Origin of the sequence: Sinorhizobium sp. CCBAU 05631, assembly GCF_002288505.1 — a bacterium.
GTDB lineage: Bacteria > Pseudomonadota > Alphaproteobacteria > Rhizobiales > Rhizobiaceae > Sinorhizobium > Sinorhizobium fredii_C.
The window spans coordinates 79,029-93,916 of the sequence record NZ_CP023065.1 but is presented as its reverse complement, the minus strand read 5'-3'; the positions used below and the strand labels follow the sequence as shown (position 1 = coordinate 93,916).

General features: G+C 60.3%; 12 protein-coding genes and 2 pseudogenes. 10 read left to right on the top strand and 4 right to left on the bottom strand.

Annotation, left to right across the window (positions count from 1 at the left end):
* Positions 1 to 13 precede the first annotated feature (13 nt).
* Entirely contained in the window at positions 14 to 937 is a 924-nt protein-coding gene (locus SS05631_RS26930; protein WP_086021533.1) for an NAD(P)-dependent oxidoreductase, read from the bottom strand.
* A 173-nt stretch (positions 938 to 1,110) separates the two neighbouring features.
* Between SS05631_RS26930 and SS05631_RS26925 the strand changes: the two genes are divergently transcribed.
* Entirely contained in the window at positions 1,111 to 2,028 is a 918-nt protein-coding gene (locus SS05631_RS26925; protein ID WP_037426012.1) for a LysR family transcriptional regulator, read from the top strand.
* A 457-nt stretch (positions 2,029 to 2,485) separates the two neighbouring features.
* Here the strand turns inward: SS05631_RS26925 and SS05631_RS26920 are convergent.
* The 3 genes and pseudogenes from SS05631_RS26920 to SS05631_RS26910 form a co-directional block, all read right to left on the bottom strand.
* A pseudogene (locus SS05631_RS26920) lies at positions 2,486 to 3,494 on the bottom strand (IS110 family transposase).
* Between the two features lie 93 nt (positions 3,495 to 3,587).
* Positions 3,588 to 4,222 (bottom strand): annotated as a pseudogene (locus tag SS05631_RS26915) (IS5 family transposase); the annotation flags it as partial.
* Positions 4,223 to 4,670: 448 nt separating this feature from the next.
* Positions 4,671 to 5,600 (bottom strand): LysR substrate-binding domain-containing protein, encoded by a 930-nt coding sequence (locus SS05631_RS26910; protein ID WP_050988380.1) that lies wholly within the window; start codon positions 5,598 to 5,600, stop codon positions 4,671 to 4,673.
* 146 nt (positions 5,601 to 5,746) lie between these two features.
* On the opposite strand from SS05631_RS26910, the gene SS05631_RS26905 reads away from it, so the two are divergent.
* From SS05631_RS26905 to SS05631_RS26865, 9 genes are all read left to right on the top strand, one after another.
* On the top strand, positions 5,747 to 6,508 hold the full coding sequence (locus SS05631_RS26905) for an SDR family NAD(P)-dependent oxidoreductase (protein ID WP_037426007.1): 762 nt from the start codon (positions 5,747 to 5,749) through the stop codon (positions 6,506 to 6,508).
* A gap of 31 nt (positions 6,509 to 6,539) precedes the next feature.
* On the top strand, positions 6,540 to 7,379 hold the full coding sequence (locus tag SS05631_RS26900) for a transketolase (RefSeq protein WP_037426004.1): 840 nt from the start codon (positions 6,540 to 6,542) through the stop codon (positions 7,377 to 7,379).
* The gene (locus SS05631_RS26895) at positions 7,376 to 8,413 is read left to right on the top strand and encodes a transketolase family protein (protein ID WP_083854310.1); all 1,038 of its coding nucleotides are present in this window, start codon (positions 7,376 to 7,378) and stop codon (positions 8,411 to 8,413) included. Before SS05631_RS26900 ends, SS05631_RS26895 begins: the two co-directional genes overlap by 4 nt.
* A gap of 65 nt (positions 8,414 to 8,478) precedes the next feature.
* The gene (locus tag SS05631_RS26890; protein WP_037426001.1) at positions 8,479 to 9,483 is read left to right on the top strand and encodes a TRAP transporter substrate-binding protein; all 1,005 of its coding nucleotides are present in this window, start codon (positions 8,479 to 8,481) and stop codon (positions 9,481 to 9,483) included.
* 25 nt (positions 9,484 to 9,508) lie between these two features.
* Positions 9,509 to 10,039 carry a TRAP transporter small permease subunit gene (locus SS05631_RS26885; protein ID WP_037425998.1) on the top strand — a complete coding sequence of 177 codons (531 nt, stop codon included), beginning with the start codon at positions 9,509 to 9,511 and terminating at the stop codon, positions 10,037 to 10,039.
* Complete coding sequence (locus tag SS05631_RS26880; RefSeq protein ID WP_095678113.1) at positions 10,036 to 11,295, top strand: TRAP transporter large permease subunit; 1,260 nt, start codon at positions 10,036 to 10,038, stop codon at positions 11,293 to 11,295. Before SS05631_RS26885 ends, SS05631_RS26880 begins: the two co-directional genes overlap by 4 nt.
* 10 nt (positions 11,296 to 11,305) lie before the next feature.
* Entirely contained in the window at positions 11,306 to 12,805 is a 1,500-nt protein-coding gene (locus tag SS05631_RS26875) for a sugar ABC transporter ATP-binding protein (RefSeq protein ID WP_037425992.1), read from the top strand.
* Entirely contained in the window at positions 12,802 to 13,815 is a 1,014-nt protein-coding gene (locus tag SS05631_RS26870; RefSeq protein WP_095678112.1) for an ABC transporter permease, read from the top strand. Before SS05631_RS26875 ends, SS05631_RS26870 begins: the two co-directional genes overlap by 4 nt.
* Positions 13,816 to 13,858: 43 nt before the next feature.
* Positions 13,859 to 14,833, top strand: a complete 975-nt coding sequence (locus tag SS05631_RS26865) for a substrate-binding domain-containing protein (RefSeq protein WP_095678111.1) — start codon at positions 13,859 to 13,861, stop codon at positions 14,831 to 14,833.
* The last annotated feature ends 55 nt before the right edge of the window (positions 14,834 to 14,888 follow it).

Sequence of the window (14,888 nt, the reverse complement as noted above, 5' to 3'; positions counted from 1 at the left end):
CCTTTGAAATAATTCAGACGTTAGCCGGCAGGCGAAGATCGACCTTAAGAAGGTTTTCGAAGACCTCCGCGACGCTCGTGGAGTCTTTGCCGCCAAAGCCTTCCGCCCGCGCCATGTTGTAGATCTGGCGGACCAACTGACCGAGAGGCATCGGATAGGCCGAGAATTCCTCAAGGCACAGGGAGATATCCTTGTGCATCAAATCCAGGGCAAAGTTTGCCGGACGCTCTTCAGTGAAGAGCGTCTTGGGGAGGTAGTCGAGCATCTTGCTTCCCGCGAGACCACCGGACAGAACCTCGGTCAGAACGGACAGGTTCGCGCCGGATTTGACACTTGCCGAAAGAACTTCGCCGAGAGCCACCGTATTGATCGCCGTCAGGAGATTGTGAGCCAGCTTGGTCAGTTGCCCGGAACCTACGGGGCCGCAATGCACGATACGGCCAGCAATTGGGCCGAGGACCGGGCGGGCTGCGTCCAGCACTTCCTGACTGGCGCCTGCCATGACCAAAAGCGTGCCGGCGCCGGCGCCGGCGACACCACCGCTGACGGGTGCATCCATGAAGTGAACACCCTTGGCTTCACAAAGGGCCGCGATGGCCTTGGTCGTGGACGCATCGACCGTGCTGAAGTCGATCACCGTCGCGCCGGCCACCGCGGTCTTCAAGATGCCGCTATCACCGGCAATCGCATCGCGAAGTGTGGCGGGGCTGGGAAGGCTGCTCAGGACAAAGGTCGCCTTGGCGGCAGCAGCACTCGGCGATGCCTCGACAATTGCGCCCTTTTCGGCCAGCGCAGTGGTGGCCGTCGCATTGGGATCGAAAACATGAACGACGTGCCCCGCATCGAGAAGACGCAAAGCCATTCTCGAACCCATACGACCAACGCCAATGAATGCAACCGTAGTCATTTCCACACCTTCTCTTTGTGATGAGCCCAGAGCGCTCCATTCGTAAGAGGAAGGCGAAAAAGAACGATCTCACAGCAGACGCCGTTGAGTATGCTTCTCTTTTAATCATTCCCCTTTTTTTCCATTGAGCGCAGAAATTTGCTGAAAGAAAAGACGACGCATAGTAACAGAGTATGTAACAAAAAATTACGGGTAGAAAATCGATGCTCAACCTGTCACGGCTGCAGCTTCTCCATGAGCTTTCGGTCCTCGGCACAATCTCAGCAGTAGCGCGTTCGCTGAACCTGACCAGGCCGGCGGTTTCGCAACAACTTTCCCTGCTTGAAAAGGAGGTCGGCGCCGTCCTATTTGAACGGTCCGGAAGAGGCGTCCGCTGGACATCGGCCGGCGAACGGCTGCTCGCCGGCATCGGCGGAATTCTTCAGGCCGTCAATGAGGTTGAGGCGGATCTGGCGCGAACTGCCCAAACAGTCACCGGCGAACTCCGCATCGCGGCTTTCGGCTCCGCCGCTGCGACCATCATTCCTCAAGCAATAACCTATTTGGCAAAACTGCACCCGTCGCTGGAGATTTTTTTCAACGAGATGGAGCCGGGAGAAGGCCTGAAGGCCACGGCAGCGAAGCAGGTTGACATCGCCATCGTCGACGACCTGACAGGAACGGAAAGCTTTGCCCTCCAACTCGATTTCGAGCCTCTCTACATCGACCCGTTCAAGGCTGTGGTATCGACGGATCATCGGTTGGCAAGCACAGGCCGCCGATCAGTGGAGCTTTGGGAACTTGCGCAGGAGAAGTGGGCGCTAAACCAGGCCGCGATCGGCTACCAGACGTTCATCGTCAACGCTTGCCATGCAGAAGGCTATTCGCCGAAGATCATGGCGAGTTGCCGCAACATTGCCGCGACACTGGAACTCGTTCGAACCGGAGGTTTTGTGACTGTACTGCCGAGCCTTGCCACGCATAACATAAAAATCGACCCCGATTTCCGTTGCCTGGACCTGCGGCCGCTGACCCAGAGACGTTTGTTCTCGGCTGTTCCCAAAGGAAGCAAGGCCCGCCCCGCCATCGGGTCGGCGTTGGAAGCGTTTCAGCGGGCCTGCTCGCTTTTTAGTGAGCCATGATTGAAAGGTCTTACAAGCCACGTTCCGGCGTCAATCGTTTAAGTTCTTCGCGATCACCTACGCACCTCTCTCATCGACATACCTGTTATCGCCATGGTCGCGATTTCCGTAGCTGTCTCGCTATTCTCCCGCACGAGGCGGATCATGCGCGCCATCGCCCTATAGGCTTTAATCTAGGCTCAGGGCTTCTGTGGTTGCCGCCCGTGATGCAAGAGGGTTTCTGACCTTCTGAACTGGTGATCGAATGCGGTCTTCTGTCAGGCCTTGATTGCGGCGCTTTCGAAGGCCGCTGGCCGGTATGGTGATCCGCGGGTCAGGTCCAAATCTCATTGCCGAGCTCAAGTGGCTCGGAGTCCTGAACTGGTTTTCCTGATCCAGATCTGTTCGATCATTTTGCCCATTCGGGTCGCCGCCTTCTCACACACCTTTCATCCAGCCTGCCTGGGTTTGCCTCACATTAGGCAGCCATGACCGGCATCGGATTCTTGTAGTCCTCGTTCTTTGTCAGCATGGCCCAGATCTGACGCGCCATCTTCTTGGCCAGCGCAATGGCGACCAGCATGCGCGGCTTTCGGGCCATCATGCGAGCCAGCCATGAGCTTTCCGGGATCGACTTGCGTCCCATCCAGTTCAATCGCGACATGGCGCCAATGATCAGCATCTGCCGGATGTCGGCTTGGCCGGCCTTGGAGACCCGCCCGAGCCGCTCCTTACCGCCTGATGAAAACTGTCGCGGCACCAATCCAAGCCAGGCCGCAAAGGCACGGCCATTGTGAAAGCACGCCATGTCAGGCGCAAAGGTCTCCACGGCCATCGCCACCAGGGGGCCGATACCTGGCATGGTCTGCAATCGCTTCGATACCGGTGTGGCGGCTGCGAGTTCCTTGATCTTTGCTGTCTTCGTATCAATCCAGCCATTGAGCACAGCGATCTGCTCGAGCATCGCTACGCACTCCTCGCGCATCAAAGTCGGCAGATCGCTGTTGGGCGCCTCCAGACTGGATGCCCTGAGGGATAACGTGCCCGAACTCATACAAAGCCGCCCGCAAGGCGTTCACCGTCTCTGTCCGCTGACGCACAAGGCGCTGGCGTGATCGATACAGGATCGCAGCGCTTTGCTGAGACTCGCTTTTGGGCTCAACAAAGCGCATCTCGGGCCGCTGGGCCGCCACCACAATCGCCTCAGCATCGGCTGCGTCGTTCTTCTGGCGCTTCACAAATGGGCGGACGTAGCGCGGCGCGATCAGCCTGACCTCGTGGCCAAATCCGCTCAACACACGGGACCAGTAATGGGCGCTACCGCACGCCTCCATTACGACCGCGGCGGCCGGATGTCGGGCCATAAGCGTGCGAAATGCCTGCCGCGAAAGCTTGCGTTGAAACTGAACCTCGCCGTTCATCGACGCCCCGTGAACCTGAAAAACAGACTTTGCCAGATCCACGCCAATCATCGTATCGATACTCATGGTCGCCGTCCTCTCCGTTCGTAGCTTGAACCAACGCTACGCTGGCACAGCTTGATGCCGTCAGGGAGGGCGGCAACCACCCCATCTCGTTGATCAGAGCAAGAAGATGACGGTTGCGGCGAGAGCGATGGCGGAGAGGAAGGCCATTGGGCACCTGTCGTAGCGCTTAGCGACACGCCGCCAGTCTTTGAGACGCCCGAACATGATCTCGATCCGGTTGCGCCGTTTGTAGCGGCGTTTGTCGTATTTGATGGTCTTGTTGCGGGATTTGCGACCCGGAATGCAGGGCGTGATCCCCTTGGCCTGTAAAGCGTCACGATACCAGGCGGCATCATAGCCACGGTCGGCCAGTAGCCATTTGGCCTTGGGAAGTTCATCAAGCAAGGCGGCAGCACCGGTGTAATCGCTGACCTGACCGGCCGTTATGAAGAAACTGATCGGGCGACCATTCGCATCCGTTACGGCATGAAGCTTGGTGTTCATGCCGCCTTTCGTGCGGCCTATCAGGCGGCCCGCGCCCCCTTTTTTACCCGCAGGCTGGAAGCCGTGCGGTGAGCCTTGAGATAGGTCGCATCGATCATGATGGTCTTGTGCTCTGCAGCTTCAGGCACAGCCAAGCCTTCCATCATCCGGATAAAGATGCCCTTGTCGCCCCAGCGCTTCCAGCGGTTATAAAGCGTCTTCGCCGGGCCATATTCCTTCGGCGCATCGCACCACCTCAACCTTGATGTGGAGGTTGGCGAAGTGATCACCGTTCGAAGCCCGCCCTGAGCATCCGAATTGCCAGGGTCCGGTGATAGTTGCGGCCGCTTCAAAGCCGACAACGAATGGCTGCCCGATCGCAGCAAGCTCATCGACCAAGGGATCATAGTAATTCTTTCTCGCCATCTCGATCAGCCGTTGGCGCAGGCCACCCTCGAGCCGCCCGATCAGAACCTCCTGACGGTGCTTGGACATATCGATCGCTATCAGCATGGCATTGGTCGGAGTAGAATAATACTTGGTCTAGGTTCCAAACAAAGGATCGTACCATTAAACAATGGGATCAAACACCTAAGCCAGCGGGGATCTTCAAAGCGCAAACGGGGCAGTCAGCCCATTGAACCACAATTAGAAAGTGGAAACCGCAGTGGTTCAATTTGAATGATATGTATTATGTCTCGATCTGTTGACTCGTTATTCCAATTCTATCAAGATTTGGGTGGAGTTAGAGGCTAGATTTACCTCATCGTAGAGACATTCACGGGTTAACCAATCAGCGAAAGCTCGGGCCAGGCGCCGTTGGCTTCCTGATTTCGGATAGGCGAGATAGTGGCCGATGTAGCGGTTGTCACGACAAATCCCGTGGAGAGGACGGACCAACTTGCCGCTTTCCAGTTCGCGCCTCGCCAGCACGTCGGATTCGAGTGCGACGCCGAGCCCGTTGACGGCGGCATCAACCGCAAGGAAGCTCCGATCAAAACTCATAGATGGTGGCGGCGGTGGTCCAAGGTCATTGGCTTCGAACCAGTAGATCCACTGGATGCGCTTGAGATCGCTTCGGATCAACGGTTGGTGGAAGAGGTCGCGCGGCGACCGGATCAGGCGCGCGACTTCCGGTGAACACAACGGCGAGACGATCTCTTCGGAAAGCGGGACGACGATCAGATCCTCGCGATTCATCGGCTCGCCGTAGACGATATCGGCATCGAAGAGCCCATCGACGAAGCGGGCATAATTCGTGCTCGCCGCAACTCGAACTTCAATCCCCGGATTCTCCTTCAGGAACAGCGGCAGGCGCGGTGACAGCACCTGCGCTGCAAAACTCGGGGCGCAGTGGAGACGCAACAGCTGCGCTTTGTTGGATGAAATCTGTTCAACACCACGCCGCAATTCCTCGAAGGCATTCGAAGCATGATTGAGCAGCGTCTGGCCCGCTAGCGTGAGCGAAACGCTGCGCGTCGTTCGCTCGAACAATGCGACGCCGAGATCCCGCTCCAGACGCACGATCGCATGGCTGACGGCACTCGGCGAGAGGTTCAACTCCTCAGCCGCTGCCCGGAAGGAGCAGAGCCTTGCGGCCGCTTCGAAGATGCGCATGGCGGAGAGTGAGGTCATCTGCAGCATTGGATTAGTGAACCAGATTCACCCATGGATGTAAACTTGGCGTTTGAAGGATGATGCCTGCTACGCCACAACTCTTCCCACGAGGACAGGCAAGCGCCTGCGAGGAGAAACCAGATGCCGCCTGCCGGCGTCGGGAGGAGAGTCACATGCTATTACACGGAAAGACCGCGGTCATTTCGGGCGCGGCAAGCAAGCGCGGTATCGGTCGAGCCACGGCGGAGCTGTTTGCAACGCACGGCGCGCGGGTTGCCATTCTCGACATCAACGCAGACGAGGCAAAAGCCGCCGCTGGCGAGCTACCGCAGGTCAAACACGGCGCGCATATCGGGCTGCGGTGCGACGTGGCTGATCGTGCCTCCTGCATGTCGGCGGCAGACCAAGTTCTGAGCGCCTTTGGCGTCGCGAACATCCTGATCAACAATGCCGGTATCACTCAGCCGGTAAAGACCCTGGAAATCTCCGACGCCGACTGGCAACGTATCGTCGCAGTCAATATGACAGGCGTCCTCAACCTCAGCCAGGTCTTCATCCCCAACATGCGCACGAACGGCGGTGGGTCAATCGCCTGCATGTCATCGGTCTCGGCGCAGCGCGGCGGCGGCATTTTCGGTGGTCCCCACTATTCGGCAGCCAAGGCCGGTGTCCTTGGCCTCGCCAAGGCGATGGCACGGGAGTTCGGTCCGGACAGCATTCGTGTAAACTGCGTTACGCCCGGCCTCATCCAGACCGACATCACCGGCGACAAGCTGTCGGCCGAAATGCGCGCCGACATCATCAAAGGCATTCCGCTCAGTCGTCTGGGCGACGCGCGGGATGTGGCCAACATCTATCTCTTCCTCGCATCCGATCTCTCTGCCTACGTCACCGGCGCCGTCATCGACGTCAACGGTGGCATGCTGATCCATTGATCCACCAGAGAGCATGAAAGGATAGGACGGCATGGCCCAGGTCGGTCACAATATCAGTCTTCCTGAACGCGCCCGGCGCATTCGCCGGCATGCGCTCCGCATGGGCGAAGTTCAGGGCCAGGGTTACATCGCACAGGCGCTTGGCATCGCAGACGTACTCGCGGTCGCCTATTTCCATGCGACGTCCTATCGTCCGGAAGAGCCCGAATGGGAAGGCCGGGATCGCTTCCTGCTGTCGATCGGCCATTATGCCATCGCGCTCTACGCGGCACTGATCGAGGCGAAGATCGTGCCGGAGGATGAACTAGAGACCTACGGCACGGATGACAGCCGCCTGCCGATGTCAGGGATGGCCGCGTATACGCCGGGCATGGAGATCACCGGCGGATCGCTGGGCCACGGCCTCGGTATAGCCGTCGGCATGTCGCTCGCACTGAAGCGCAAAGGCTCGCAGTCCTTCGTCTACAACCTGTTTTCCGATGGCGAGCTCGACGAGGGATCGACCTGGGAGGCGGCGATGTCTGCCGGTTCCTACAAGCTCGACAACCTGATCGGCATCGTCGACGTCAATCAGATGCAGGCGGACGGCCCGTCGCTCGGAGTGCTCAACTTCGAGCCTCTCGGTCCAAAGTTCGAGGCCTTCGGCTGGTTCGTCCAGCGCATCGACGGCAACGACATCGATGCGCTCGTCGACGCTTTCGATAAGGCCCGGCAGCACCCGGACCCGCAGCCCAGAATCATCATTTGCGATACCAAGATGGCCAAGGGCGTGCCTTTCCTTGAAGCGCGTGAGCGCAACCATTTCCTCCGCGTCGAACCGCAGGAATGGGCCGAGGCGATCCGGATCATCGACGCGGGAGTTACGGCATGAGACGCTCGAAATACGAACGCCCCGCCCATCTGATCGACAATGCGGAGAGACCCCGACTAACCACTTCGGCGATGATCGCTTCCATTGCCGGCGCCGACCAACCGACTCGTCCGGCACCCTTCGGACATGCGCTTTCAGCCTTGGCGGAAAAGGACGACCGGGTCGTCGGTCTTTCGGCCGATCTCGCGAAATACACCGATCTGCATGTCTTCCGGGCGGCCCATCCCGATCGCTTCTACCAGATGGGCATGGCGGAGCAGCTGCTGATGATGTCGGCCGCCGGCATGGCGCGCGAAGGCCTGCAGCCCTGGGTGACGACATACGCCGTTTTCGCATCGCGCCGCGCCTATGACTTCATCTGCCTGGCAATCGCCGAGGAGATGCTCGACGTCAAGATCGTCTGCGCACTGCCGGGACTGACCACAGGCTATGGCCCGAGCCATCAGGCAACCGAGGACATTGCCATGTTCCGCGGCATGCCGAACCTCACCATCATCGACCCTTGCGATGCCAGCGAGATCGAGCAGGCTGTCCCGGCCATCGCCGCCCATAAGGGGCCGGTCTATATGCGGCTTCTGCGCGGCAATGTTCCTCTCGTGCTTGAGGAGTATGGCTACCGGTTCGAACTCGGCAAGGCAAAGTTGCTGCGTGACGGCAGGGATACGCTGATCATCTCGTCAGGACTGATGACGATGCGCGCGCTCGAGGCGGCCGAGCAACTTCGCAAGGACGGCGTCGACGCCGGCGTGCTGCATGTCCCCACCATCAAGCCGCTCGACGAGGCGACGATCCTCGCTGAATGCGCAAGGCAGGGGCGGCTCGTCGTCGTTGCCGAGAACCACACCGTCATTGGGGGTCTCGGCGAGGCAGTGGCCGCCACCTTGATGCGCTCGGACGTGCGTCCTGCGGCATTCCGGCAGATCGGGCTACCGGACGCCTTTCTGGAAGCAGGCGCCCTGCCAACCCTGCACGACATGTACGGCATATCGACCGCGAAGGTAGCAGCTCAAATCAAGGGGTGGCTCGACGGCTAGGTCGAACGGCTGCCCGCGTTGAGGAGCGCGGCGGGCCGCAAGAGTTTCTAAGTGGAGGAGAGAAGATGAAGTTTGAGATCAACAGGCGCCAGTTCCTGGCAGCGTCGTCAGCCGTGCTTGCTGCACCAGCGATCGTCACCATGGCTCGGCCTGCGCGCGCCGGCACAAAACTGACTCTCGGTCACGGCGCTGCACCCGGAAATCCGCGAACAGTCGCCGCGGCGAAGTTTGCGGAGCTGGTCGCCGAGAAGACGGCGGGCCGCGTCACGATCAATGTCGCCGGCGCAGAGACGCTCGGCAACGACTCGGCGATGCTAACAAGCCTGCGAACGGGCGCTCTCGATTTCACGGCCAACAGCCAGGGAGCGACGTCCGCGCTCGTTCCGGAGCTTGCGGCGCTCGGTCTCCCGTTTCTGTTCCCGAATACGGCAAAGGCAATGCAGGTTCTCGGCGGACCCGTTGGCGCCGAGCTCGTCAAGCGCTTCGAAGCAGTCGGTGTGGTGCCGCTCGATTGGTGGGACAACGGCATCCGCCATCTGACCAACTCCAAGCGCAAGGTCGCCGCGCCCGGCGACGTCAGCGGCATGAAGATCCGTACGCCGGCCGATCCGATGACGATGGACATCTTTAAGGCTCTGGGCGCGGCGACGGAGCAGATCGCCTTTGGCGAACTCTATGTCGCCCTGCAGCAGGGCGTGGTCGACGGACAGGAGAACCCGCTCGCCAATATCGATAGTTCCAAGCTTTATGAAGTCAACAAGTACATCAGCCTCACCGGCCACAAGTGGGAATCGACGCCGTTCCTGATGTCGCAGATCGCCCTGGCGCGGCTTGGCGGAGACCTTGAGGCAGTGAAGGCTTCCGCGAAAGAAGCTGGCGAACTCCAGCGCAAGCTGTCCGCCGACAAGGACGCAGAAGTGTTGGCAGCCTTCAAGGGCAACTCCGCGATTGAAGTCACCGAGGTGGATCGGGAAGCCTTTGCCAAGGCGACGGCCTCCGTTGCCGAGAGTTGGAAGAAGAAACCTTTCGGGGATTTCGTCACCCAGATCGAATCCGCGGCCAAGGGCTGAGGGCCTTTCCTCAATGGGAGCATCCATGAAAAGCCTCTCAAATCTCATCGAACTCACGGCGCGCGCTATCGTCTGGTTCGCGCGGCAGGTCGTCATCTTCAGCGGGATCGCGCTCATCGTCTTCATGACGGCGAACGTCGCTGCCCGTTACTTGCTGACCGGGGGAGGTTTTTCATTCGCCCAGGAGCTGCCGGTGCTGATCTTCCCCTGGTTCATCCTGGGCGGCATCGTGCTGGCGGCCCATTCCGGCGGCCATATGGCGGTCGAGTGGATCTACGGCAAATTACATGGGAAGGCGCGTTCCACCGCCTTCGTCGTCGCCAATGTCGTCAGTGCCGGCGCCTTCCTGGTACTTGGTTATCAGGCTTACATCGTTGGCGAGATCGCCGGGATCGAACACAGCCCGGTCCTTCAATTGCCCAACAGCGTCGGGTATTTCGCCCTTGCTGTAGGATCCGTGCTGGTGGCGATCGTCACCCTCGCCGTGGTTCTGCGCGTGCTGCGCCTCGGTTGGGACTACCGGACGAACACCGAGAGCGGGGAGATAGCACTATGACGATCGTGATGATCATCGCCTTCTGCGCACTGATGATGCTGGCGGTGCCGGTCGGTTACGCCCTGATTATCTCCGCCGGCGTCGCCGTTCTGTTTAATGGATATGTGCCGCTTTCGATCGTGGCGCAGCAGGTCTATGACCAGACCCAATCCTTTCCGATGCTCGCGCTGCCGTTCTTTATGCTGGCCGGCACGCTGATGCTCGGCGGTGAGCTCGGCCGGCAACTGCTGGAGCTGGCATCGCATGCGATGCAGCGCTGGCGTGGCGGACCCCTGTCGACCACCGTCGTTTCGTCCGTCGTGTTCGGCGGTGTGTCCGGCTCGGCGGTGGCCAATGCCAGTGCGCTCGGTTCCGTGCTCATCCCGTGGCAGAAGAAGCATGGTTTTCCACCCGCGCTTTGCGCCGCCAACAATGCCACGTCGGCCGTCATTGACGTTCTGATCCCGCCATCGATTCCGATGATCCTCTTTTCGCTGGTGAGCGGCGTCAGCGTCGCCAACCTCTTTGTCGCGGGCATCTTGCCGGGCATCCTCATGGCGGCAAGCTTTGTCTTCGTCTGCTGGTTCGTGTCGGTGAGACGCGGCTACGCCACGCAGCCCTCGCAGACCAGCAGGCGGCAGCTCGCCACGCTGGCGCTGAAGAGCCTGCCCGCGGTACTGCTGCCGGTGCTGATCATCCTCTTTCTACGGTTTGGCCTTGCCACGCCCACGGAAGTTGCGGTGCTCTCGGTCGTTTATTCGCTCGCACTCAGCCTTCTTTATTATCGTGACCTGACGTGGAAGCGCTTCTGCGACAACGTGGTCGAGGCCGGCATGGCCACCGGCGTGGTCATGCTGGTCATCATGGGCAGCGCCGCCGTGGGTTGGGTCCTGACCTTCGACCAGGCGCCGCAGCAGATGGCGGATTGGGTCGCCGCCAACATTTCGAGCCCGATCGTTATCATCTTGATGATGAACATCCTGATGCTGATCGTTGGCATGCCGCTCGACATGCCGCCGGCCATCCTGCTGCTTGGGCCGATCTTCGTTCCCCTTGCCGACACGATCGGTCTGGACCGGGTCCAGCTGGGGCTGATGATGGTGATCAATCTTGGCATCGGGCTCTACACACCCCCGATCGGCACGACGCTCTTCATCTCCTCGTCGATCGCCAAATCACCACTCGGCGAGACCACCCGCGAGCTCTGGCCCTTCTTTGCCATGGCGATGACGCTCCTGCTTGCGGTGAGCTTCATCCCGGCGCTCACGCTCTACTGAGGACAGGACTATGACCGACGCCAGCAAAGACATCGTCTCAGTCCGATCTCTTACCAAATCGTATGGTGCGACATCCGTCCTCAAAGGTGTAGATTTTTCGGTGGCACGCGGCGAAATACACGCGCTCCTCGGCGGCAACGGTGCCGGCAAATCGACACTCATCCGCATCATCACGGGAACGGCGGCAAAGGATGGTGGGGAACTCGTCTTCCGCGATACGGCCGGCAACATCCTCACCGAGGCAGAAGGCCGTCGCAAGGTGGCCGTCGTCCACCAGGAACTCGCCCTTCTTCCCCATCTCACAGTCGCTGAGAACATAGCACTGCCCCATTTCCGCAAGGGCTCGCGAATTTACGATGGAAGGACGGCCGCCAGCCAGGCCTATTCCGCCCTTTCGATGATTGATCGAGATTTTGCCCGTGCCGCGCTGAACCGTTTCGTCGGCGACCTCAGCCTCCATGAGGGGCAGATGGTTGAGATTGCGCGAGCGCTGTCATCGGGGGCAGAACTCATCCTCCTGGACGAGCCGACCGCCAATCTGACCGCGGCCGAGACGGAGCGGCTGTTTGGGGTTTTGAGACGATTGACCCGGGAAAATGGCCTTTCGGTTGTCTTTGTGTCGCACCGCATGAAGGAAATTCGCCAGATCGCCCATGTTTGCTCGATCATCCGGGATGGAAGAACGGTGGTGAGAAGCGTGCCGACGACAGAGCTCACGGATCTCGCCATCGTCGAGCATATGGGGCAGGCCCAAGCGCAAACCACCGCCGTTGCCCATTCCGCGCGCTCGGCACCGGTTGCGTCTCTGTCCGGGGATCCACTTACGATCGCGGAAGAAGGGTTTTCCGTAACGCTCCAGCCCGGGACCATTCTCGGCGTTGCCGGCGCTCCTGCAGGCCCCGAAACCCTGATCGCCGCGCTCATCGGCGCCGCGCACGATAAGCGATGGACGGTAACGCGCGCCGGATGGCCCGACCGTTTCCGTTCGCCGCGAGAGGCCGCGCGCCTCGGAGCTGGCTTCGTAACCGGGGACCGGTCGCACCGCGGCATCCTCCATTCCCTGCCGATCATCGACAATGTGCTCGCATCGCGCCGCGTGACGCGCGGTTCCCTGTTTGCCGCCAAGCGAGAAGAGGTCGAGTGCCTGGACCTGGTGCAGGCGCTCAAGGTGAAGGCCGGTTCGCTCTGGCACCTGCCGAACACGCTGAGCGGTGGCACGCAGCAGAAGCTTCTTCTCGCCCGCTGGCTGAACGTTCCTTCCCGCCTCCTGGTGCTCGAAGAACCGACGCGCGGTGTCGATATCGGCACCAAGCGGGAAATCTACCAGTTGATCCGGGACATGGCGACTACGGGGACGGCAATCGTCTGGTGGTCGACCGAAAACGCGGAATTGCTTGAGATCTGCGACCGTGTGCTGGCCTTCGACACGGACGGTCGCTCTTCGGGCGTGATCGAACGGGACGCTCTCAGCGAAGACAAGCTTGCGACATTGACGGGAATGGCGGCATGACAAAAACCATTATTGAACAGGCGGGGACGAGCCTCGGGACGCCCGGTGCAATCCGGACTCGAGAAAGCCTCGTTTCAACCTACCGCACGGAATTGGCGATAGCAGCTGCCATTGTCCTTCTCGTTCTGGCAGTTGGAACGCAAGTGCCGCAAGCGCTGAGCTGGGGCAATTTTTCGAACATCACCCAAGCCGGAGCGCCGCTTATCATTATGTCTCTGGGCGTGCTCCTTGTCGTCATCACCGGCGGCATCGACCTTTCCGTAGGCTCGGTTTTCTCACTCACCGGCATGGTCACGGCACAGGCTATGGCCTCGGGTCTCGGCGGCGTCAGTGCCGCGCTGGTCGGGCTTGGCGTCGGGCTTGTCTTCGGGTCGATCAATGGGTTTCTCGTGACGGTGGCGGGGCTTGCGCCGTTCGTGGTCACGCTGATCACCTTCGCCGTAGCCGGCTCGCTCGCCTTCATCGTCACCAATGGTCGCTCGATGCCGATCGGCGATCCGGACTTCTGGCTGCTCAACAGCGGCAGTCTGATACCCGGCGTGCCGAACTACATCCTGTTCTGTATCGTCCTTCTTGTCGTGATCGAGATCTTTCTCAAGAAGATGGTCGCGGGGCGCTGGTTCTATGCCGTGGGCAGTAGTGCGGCAGCCGCGCATCTACTGGGGATCCCCGTCAAGAAGACGCAGTTCTTCGCCTATGTCGCCTCGTCGCTTCTCGCATCCTTCTCCGGTTTGCTGACGATTTCCTACATCCTCAATGCGGAATCGACGGCCGGTTCGAGCCTTATGCTTCAGGCGATCGCCGCCGTCGTGATTGGCGGCGCAAGCCTGCTTGGTGGCACGGGAACGGCGGTGGGCGCGGTTCTCGGAGCGCTCATGATCACGGTCATCCAGAACGGCGTCAATCTCATCGGCATCAACAGCTTCTGGCAGGGGTCGGTCACCGGCCTCGCCATCCTGATCGCGGTCCTGATCGATCGCTTCAGCAAATCGCGGCGCGGTGCCGTGTAATCCGTCCTGGGGGAGACCTGGACATAAAGAGGAGGAAGAAAGCATGAGGAAGAAACTGAACGGGTGGCTCGCCATGGCAGCGGGTGCCGCGCTGGTCGCGTTGTCGAGCGTGGCGCATGCGGAGGATAAGAAAACGGTCGCCTATCTCGCGCCGTCGCTCGACATTTCCTACTGGCAGTGGGTCGGCTTCGGCGTGAAGCAGAAAGCGGAAGAGCTTGGTATGGACTATGTCGAGTTCACGTCGGAGAACTCGCCCGCCAAGCAGATGGACAATGCACGGACCGCCGTGACCAATGGCGTCGACGCGATCGTCATCGGTCCGGTGAACTCGACCAGCACCCCGCCTCTGCTCGCCTATCTGAAATCCCAGAACATACCGATCGCCTTCGCAGGTATCGGCCCGCAGCCGGGCCAGACTGACTACACGTCGTCTGTCACCGCCAACAACTACGAAACCGGCAAAGCCCAGGGGAGTTTCGTCTGCGCCCTCGCCAAGGAGCGCGGCGGCAACAAGGTCGGCATGCTCTCGCTTCCACAGGACCGCGAGAACGCCCAGAAATATCTCAAGGGCGCTCAGGAGGCCTTCGCAGCCGATGGCTGTGAACTTGTCCAGATGCTCGAGACGCGAGGCCTGACCGTCAATGAAGCCGTGACACAGGCCAATGACATGCTGACAGCCCATCCGGACATCAAAGCAATCTACGGCATGTATGATGAGGCCGGCACCGGTGCGGCGAAGGTTCTTGAAACCCGGGGCCTGACCGGAAAGATCGGCATCGCGGTTGCAGACGGCAGCCCGACGACCATTGCGCTGCTGAAAGCCAATGCCATCCAGGGTATCTTCTTCCAGGAGGCGGTGGGCCAGGGCATCGACGGCACGCAGCAGGTATTCAACGCTCTGACCAAGGCTCCGGTCGAAAAGGATCTTGCGCTTGTGATGCCGCTCGTGACCGCCGACAAAATCGATACGGCGGAAGCGAAGGCGGTCATCGCCCGCGTTTTCCCGCCGAGCAACTGACAGGAGACTCGCGGAAACGGCGGTGCCTGCCGTTTCCGCGACCCAGAGGAGACAC